Genomic DNA, 6,968 nt, shown 5'->3' with positions numbered 1-6,968 from the left:
GGCGCGCGCCGATAGACGTTGGTCCGGTTTGAGACTACCCCGCCACTGCTGCTTTCGGGGACGTCGCAACGAAGGCTTCGGTCATGATCTCGTCGTAGAGCGCGGCAGCGCACCGATACAGGGCCTCGAGATCGGGATGCTGATCGAATAACGCGCTCGCTGACGCCAGACTGTCCAGCATATCCGTCAGGGACGCGACGTCCTCGGCGTTCAGCGCATGACCATCCGACACCTCCGCTTGAATGGCGAGCGCGTGCGGTAACTGGCGCTGGGTGAACTCCGTCGCCAGCGCCAAGACCACCCGTTCGATCAGCAGCTCTGACTCTGCCTCGGCAGATGGGCCGCGGTTACGGCTCATTCCCACGGGAATTGCAACCAGTCTTCAAGGTCCGCCAATGGTGCGCCGTCGGGACCACCTGCCGGATAGATCGGCTGCATGCTCGACGGCTCAACCAAGCGGTACAGGGCCAAACCACTCTGCGTAGGCGGCTGCACCAGGCGCAGCCCAATACGATGGGCCAACGTACTGACGTGATGCTCTTGAATGGCGCTCATAGCGTTGGGTCCGAATCAGAAACCATGGCGCCACGATAAAGATCGGGGGTTACGATAGCGTGAATGTGCAATGCCGATTCGATGAGTGGGGTGCAGGGGGTGACGACCTGCAGCGCCGGCGATGAACAGCCGGTCGTTCGGTCATGCGCCCGTTGCAGCGCCTCTTGCAGGCGAGCATTCGTCCCTATCGCACAGCCGGCAATGCCACTGCGCGCTTCCGCGATGGGACTGCTGGGCGCCCTCTGGATGAACCGAACTGTCGGTTTGCCAGCCCAGTGGATCGGTCCGACGTTCGAAACAGGCTGGAAAACCCGGTGAGTTGACGCCTTGGCCCTTCGCGCTAAAGTGCCGTTTCCGCCTCGGCGCGCGTCTCAAAGATGTGTGGTGCTAAGCCACGGTCCTGAATTGCGGCGCCGAGCTTGTCGCGCAGGAAGGCACTGGTGGTGTAGCGGGTGATCTTGCCGTAGTAGTGCGTAACCATGTGCTCGACGACCTGGGCATAGGCGTCCAGCGCCGGCTCGCTGACCTCGAAGCCGTCATAGTTGACGATCACGTCGACTTTTCTGCCGATCTCCTGACACCGGCGCTCCACGGCGTCCTGCACGTCCTGTGCGTCTTTCGGGGTGCGGAGCTTCAGCGCCTGGAAGTTGAGGAAGAGCAGATTGCGCTCGGCGTCATAGGAGATCCGATCAAGCAGCGAGATCGCCAGCAGCGATGCCTTCAGGCCCATGGGCTCCGGGCGGAAGATGCGCTCATCCATGGGCTGTGGATCGCGCATGATCGGCCGAAACGCCATGTAGGGGAGGATATCCCGCTCGATGTCGATGCCGGGGGCGACCTCGGTCAGTTCCAGGCCCTCCGGGGTCAGCGCCAGCACGCAGCGCTCGGTGACGTAGATCACCCGTTTGCCGTTCTGCGCTGCATATTCGCCACTGAAGGTCACCTGGTCGATCTTCTCGACGAATTTGCGATACTTGCCCTCGTTGAGGATCTTCAGCTGCCCATCGGCGACCTCGACCTTCAGTCCGCCGGCCATGAAGGTCCCGACGAAGATGACGATCCGGCTGTTCTGGGTGATGTTGATGAAGCCACCCGCGCCGGCGAGCTTGGTCCCGAAGCGACTGACGTTGATATTGCCCCGCGCGTCGCACTCAGCGAGACCGAGCACCGCGAGGTCGAGCCCCCCGCCGTCGTAGAAATCGAACTGTTGGTTCATGTCGAGCTGCGCGGACGCATTCACCGACGTGCCGAAGTTCAGGCCGCTGCCGGGGACCCCGCCGACGATCCCCGGCTCGGCGGTGAGTGTCATATACGGCAGGAGATGCTCCTCGGCCGCAATGTTGGCCACACCTTCCGGCATGCCGATGCCGAGGTTGACGACGGCGTTCGGCATCAGCTCGAAGGCCGCGCGGCGTGCGATCACCTTGCGTGCGTCGAGCGGCATCGGCGGCAGGGCATCGAGCGGCACCCGCATCTCTCCAGAGAGCGCGGGCGAATACTGCGTGCCATAGGTCTGCCAGTGATGCTCCGGCGTGGCCACGACCACGCAATCCACCAAGATGCCCGGCACCTGCACCTGGCGCGGCAGCAGGGCGCCGGTTTCCGTGACGTACTCCACCTGCGCGATCACAAGGCCACCGGCGTTCTTGGTGGCCATCGCGATGGCGAGCGTATCCTGAGTCAGTGCCTCGCGGTTGAGCGCGAGGTTGCCGTCGCCATCCGCCGTGGTGCCCCGGATGAAGGCGACATTGGGCTTCGGCGCCTTGAAGAACAACAACTCACGCCCGTCGAGCTCGGTGAGCTCGACCAGATCCTCCTCGGTGCGATGATTGACCTTACCACCTTCCAGACGCGGATCGACGAAGGTTCCCAGCCCAACGGGCGACAGGTTGCCCGGGAGACCGGCCGCGATGTCACGGTACAGATGGGAAATCACGCCGAGCGGCAGGTTGTAGGCCTCGATCTTGTCGGCGAGGGCCAGCTCGCCGATCTTCGGCACCAGCCCCCAGTGGCCGCCGATCGCGCGCTTGATAAGCCCCTCGTGCGCGAGGCGATTGGCGCCCTTGTCCTGGCCGTCACCGGGCCCACCGCCGAAGAACAGGGTGAGGTCACGTGGTGCACCGGTCTCGAGGAAGCGCTGCTCGAGGGCGACACCCAGTTCGTCGGGCACCCCCACGACACCGAAGCCCGAGAACACCAGGGTGTCGCCGTCGTGCACCAGGCGGACGGCTTCGTCGGCGGAAACGATCTTGCTTTGCATGTGCTGCTCCTTACTCCATGCACCAGCCGTGGCTGACGATGAGCGACTGGCCCGTCAGGGCATTGCTCGGGTGTGCGGCGAGGAAAAGGGTCGCCTCGGCGACGTCGTCGATGGTTGTGAACTCGCCGTCGACCGTATCCTTGAGCATCATGGTCTTGACGACGGCTTCCTCGCTGATGCCGAGCTCCTCGGCCTGCTCCGGGATCTGCTTGTCCACCAGCGGCGTGCGCACGAATCCGGGGCAGACGACGTTGGCCCGCACCCCGTGGGCAGCGCCTTCCTTGGCCACCACCCGGCACAAGCCGAGCAGGCCATGCTTGGCGGTCACGTACGGCGCCTTGAGGGGGCTTGCGACCTTGGAGTGCACCGAGCCCATGTAGATGATCGAGCCGCCCTCGTTCTGGGCGTACATGCGCTTGAGGCAGGCGCTGGTCGTCAGGAAGGCGCCGTCGAGGTGGATCGCGAGCATCTTCTTCCAGGTCGCGAACGGCATTTCGTGCAGCGGGCCGATCATCTGCACACCGGCGTTGCTCACGAGGACGTGGACGCCCCCAAGCTCGCTCGCGACGCGCTCGACGCCGGCCTCGACCTGCGCTTCGTCGGTTACGTCCATGGCGACGCCGATGGCCTCGCCGCCGGTGTCGCGAATCTCGCCGGCGACCGCCTCCGCGCCCTCCAGGTTCAGGTCCGCGATGGCGACCCTGGCGCCCTCGCGGGCAAAGGCGAGCGCGATACCGCGGCCGATGCCGCTGGCCGCACCCGTCACGATGGCAACCTTGTCTCGCATGCGCATGGCCGCGACCTCCGGATGGCAGAGAGAGGGACTTGGGAGAGGGATTTAGGATCGACGGGCGTCAGCCGACCGCGTGCATGCCGCCGTCGACGAACAGCGTCTGCCCGGTCATGCCGGCGCCGCCGGCGCCCACCAGAAAGGCGGTCAGCGCGCCCACTTCCTCCTGGGTGACCAGGCGCTGCAGGGGCGCTCGCTCCTTGGCCTTGTTCAGCAAGTCCTCGAAGCTCGCGATGCCGGAAGCGGCGCGGGTCATGATCGGCCCGGGCGATACCGCATGCACCCGGATCTTCTTCGGGCCCAGCTCCAGCGCCATGTAGCGGACCATGCCCTCAAGCGCGGCCTTGACCGGCCCCATCATGCCGTAGTGCGGGATCGCCACATTGGCGCCATGGTAGGTCATGGTCACCAGGGTTCCGCCCTCGGTCATGTGCGGCTCGCAGAGCCTGCCCAGCTCGGCGAAGGTGTGGCAGGAAATGGCCATCGCCTGATTGAAGCCGTCGCGGCTGCTGTCCGTGACCCGGCCATGCAGATCATCGGCGGGTGCCCAGGCGATGGCATGCACCGCGAAGTCGAGGCCGCCGAGACTGGCGACGCCCTGCTCGACGAAGCCCTCCAGGGAGCCGGGTACCGTCACATCGCACGGGAACAGGGGCGCCTCGATCTGCTCGGCCAGCGGGGCGACGTAGGTCTTGGCCTTGTCGTTGAGGTAGGAGAGTGCCAGCTTGGCCCCCTGCCGATGGGCTTGCTGGGCACAGCCCCAGGCAATGCTGTTCTCATTGGCGACGCCGAGAATCAGGCCGCGTTTGCCAGCGAGCGGAAGGTAGGGCGTTTGCATTGTTGTCCTCAACCGGCTGGTGTGGATGAAACAGTTTAGGCACCCCAAATGACCGGCTAGTGACCCTTGTGCGATACCTTCATGACAGCGACGAGCGAAGGCTTCTCCGGTGCGCCTGCGTCAGCCCTGGCATGCCTGCGGGGGAGCAGGCGGGAAGGCATGCCAGCTTACCCCGAGGCGCCCCGAACGCTAGCCGAGTGTGTTGAAGAAGACCGCCGCCAGAAAGCCGGACAGCGTCGAGATGCCGACCACCCCGCCACCCTTGTGAAAGGCCTCGGGTAGCATGGTCTCGGCGACCATTGTCAGCATGGCGCCGGCGGCGATGCCTTCGATCCACGCAAAGACGGCGTCGGGAGCACCTTCGAGAAACAGGGCCCCAAAGCCGGCCCCGATGCCGGTGATGAGCATCAGGCTGGTCCACATCCAGAGGATTTTGCCGATGCGCATGCCTTGCTCCTTCATGCCTGCCGCGCTCGAGAGTGCCTCCGGCAGGTTAGCCAGCAGCAGACCACCGATCAGGGAAAGGCTGATCCCACCGGTCACCAGGACATTGGCCCCAATCACAAACGACTCCGGGATGCCGTCGAGCAGGATGCCGAGAAACATGGCCATGGCAGCGCCTTCATGCCCGGCAACCTGCTTGGTCATTTCGGCCAGCGAGGGGAAAGCCTTGCCGCCCTCGATGCTCTTGGTCGCGTTGTCGATCCACTGCGCCGCCCTGCGTGCATCGAGCCGATGCTGTCCGGTGAGGTAGTCCACCACCTGGTTGCGTCGCAGATACTCGCTGAGATGTCGGCGCAGTTCAGAACGCTCGTCGAGCAGGTCCTCGAAATCGCGATGACGCAGCACGGAGACCTGCGTTTGCTCGTGGGCGACGGCGGTGACCGAGTGCGTTCCCTCGGTCAGGAACGCGAACGCGCCGAATGAGTCACCGGGCCGCACCACGGTTGGTTTACGCGAGCGATCCTCCGGATCGAACAGGTACACCGTCCCCTGGCGGAGCAGGTAGAGGCGATCGGCCGGCTGCCCCCGATGGAAGAACGTGTAGCCCTCCGGGTCGGTCTTGTGAATCAGGCGCTCGGCGACACGAACGAGCGCTTCCTCCGATAGGCCAGAGAAAAATCCCTGCCGCTGCTCATGCGCCAGAAGCCCGACTAAGTCCGCGGACACCGTTTCGCTGTGGACCGGCGGGTCGTAATGGCCGGTTGCTGCAAGGCTGGCCAGGGCCTGCTGCTGCCAGGCGGAGACCTCCTCGGCACTCAGGCCATGGCGCTCGCACAAATACCTCGCGACCTCATCTCCTCCAATGCGCCCCGCCATCAAGGCGCGCAGTTCCTCGGAGTCTTCGAGCAGATCCATGAAGGCGTCGCGCGGCAGGATCAGCAGGCGGGTGTCGCGGGCCGTGTAGGCCTCGGTTGCGCGGCTGAGGCCAGTGGCGAAGCTCATGCGTCCGAAGGCATCGTGCTTGCGCAGGCGCTCAAACACCTTGCCGCCCTGCTGCGGGTCTCTCAGCTCGACCTCGCCGTCCTCGATGATGTAGAGATTGTGTGCCGGGTCATCGGCGCGATACAGGCAGGCGCCCGCGGGGATGTCGCGGATCAGCATGATCGAGAGCAGCTGCTCCTCCGCTGCTCGCGAGAGCGCTCCCATCGGTTGTGTGCGGCGCACGCCGACGAGGATGCGATGGAGTCGCTCGCGTGCCTGACCGCGCCAATACGTCATGGCGGTGGAGGGCTTGCGCAGATAACCGCCCTTGCGGTTGACCAACCAGTCAAGGAGCTTGAACAGAAAGCCCCCGAGTAGGGCGCCGAGTGCAAGATCCGTGAAGTGCCCGCGGTCCACGCCAGGCGCAATGAGATCGATCGTCAGCGCAGCGAGCAACGCGCCGCCGCCGAAGGCCAGCAACACGGCCATCGTGCGATCCGGTGGTCGCCAGACCACCCCGACGGCAGCGCCCAGCGGCAGGGTCGCGGCGCTGATCAGGCCGAAGAACAGGGCCGAGAGGACGACGGAGTCGAAGATCATGGCTGGATGCGGGGCGATGAACTCCCTGTTGTCCAGATCGGGCTGCCAGCGACGCGCGACGCGCCGCTGAGGCGCTGGCAAAGCGTCCGCTCAAACCCGTACGGAGATGCCGCGCATCACCAGATCGCGCACATCAGAGATGCTGATGTAATGCCGAAGCTCGGTGTCGTAGAGACGCCCGTTCGGGTACTTCTTGACGATGTACTCAGTGGACATGGCGGCGGCGACCGGCTACCCGTTGCGGCAGCGTGAAGCAATCTATCCACGCGGGGCGTAGTTGAGTCAGCACACACCAACTCCGGGTGCCGCGCGCTCGCGCGGGGCCGCTCTGGTCCCATGCCGCCGCCACGGCCTACTTGTCGTTTTGTCGTGACTCAGCGAATCGCCGCGACCTTGGCTTTGGCGAGTTCGATCATCGCCTCGGGCAAGGGGATATAGCCCATTGCTTCGGCGATGGGCTGACCTTCGGTCAGACCCCAGAGCACAGCGCCCTTGAGGGC

7 protein-coding genes are annotated in these 6,968 nt (G+C 65.1%); all 7 read right to left on the bottom strand.

From position 1 onward, the window contains the following. Positions 1 to 34: 34 nt before the first annotated feature. Positions 35 to 358, bottom strand: a complete 324-nt coding sequence (locus tag I6U14_RS12900) for a hypothetical protein (protein WP_296899911.1) — start codon at positions 356 to 358, stop codon at positions 35 to 37. Continuing rightward, entirely contained in the window at positions 355 to 555 is a 201-nt protein-coding gene (locus tag I6U14_RS12895; RefSeq protein ID WP_296899910.1) for a hypothetical protein, read from the bottom strand. The genes I6U14_RS12900 and I6U14_RS12895 overlap by 4 nt, the downstream gene beginning before the upstream one ends. A gap of 340 nt (positions 556 to 895) precedes the next feature. Beyond that, on the bottom strand, positions 896 to 2,815 hold the full coding sequence (locus tag I6U14_RS12890; RefSeq protein ID WP_296899909.1) for an acyl CoA:acetate/3-ketoacid CoA transferase: 1,920 nt from the start codon (positions 2,813 to 2,815) through the stop codon (positions 896 to 898). Between the two features lie 10 nt (positions 2,816 to 2,825). Further along, complete coding sequence (locus tag I6U14_RS12885; RefSeq protein WP_296899908.1) at positions 2,826 to 3,608, bottom strand: 3-hydroxybutyrate dehydrogenase; 783 nt, start codon at positions 3,606 to 3,608, stop codon at positions 2,826 to 2,828. 61 nt (positions 3,609 to 3,669) lie between these two features. Continuing rightward, positions 3,670 to 4,443, bottom strand: coding sequence for an enoyl-ACP reductase FabI (fabI, locus tag I6U14_RS12880; protein ID WP_296899907.1), 774 nt, complete (start codon positions 4,441 to 4,443; stop codon positions 3,670 to 3,672). Positions 4,444 to 4,632: 189 nt separating this feature from the next. Beyond that, on the bottom strand, positions 4,633 to 6,210 hold the full coding sequence (locus I6U14_RS12875) for a cyclic nucleotide-binding domain-containing protein (protein ID WP_296899906.1): 1,578 nt from the start codon (positions 6,208 to 6,210) through the stop codon (positions 4,633 to 4,635). Between the two features lie 348 nt (positions 6,211 to 6,558). Then, positions 6,559 to 6,684: a polyhydroxyalkanoate synthesis regulator DNA-binding domain-containing protein gene (locus I6U14_RS12870; RefSeq protein ID WP_296899905.1), complete on the bottom strand. Its 126-nt coding sequence runs from the start codon at positions 6,682 to 6,684 to the stop codon at positions 6,559 to 6,561. Between the last annotated feature and the right edge of the window lie 284 nt (positions 6,685 to 6,968).

The organism is Thiohalocapsa sp. (genome assembly GCF_019695415.1).
Lineage (GTDB): Bacteria > Pseudomonadota > Gammaproteobacteria > Chromatiales > Chromatiaceae > Thiohalocapsa.
Note: the sequence above shows the minus strand (reverse complement) of the source record. Positions and strands in the feature narration are given on the sequence as shown.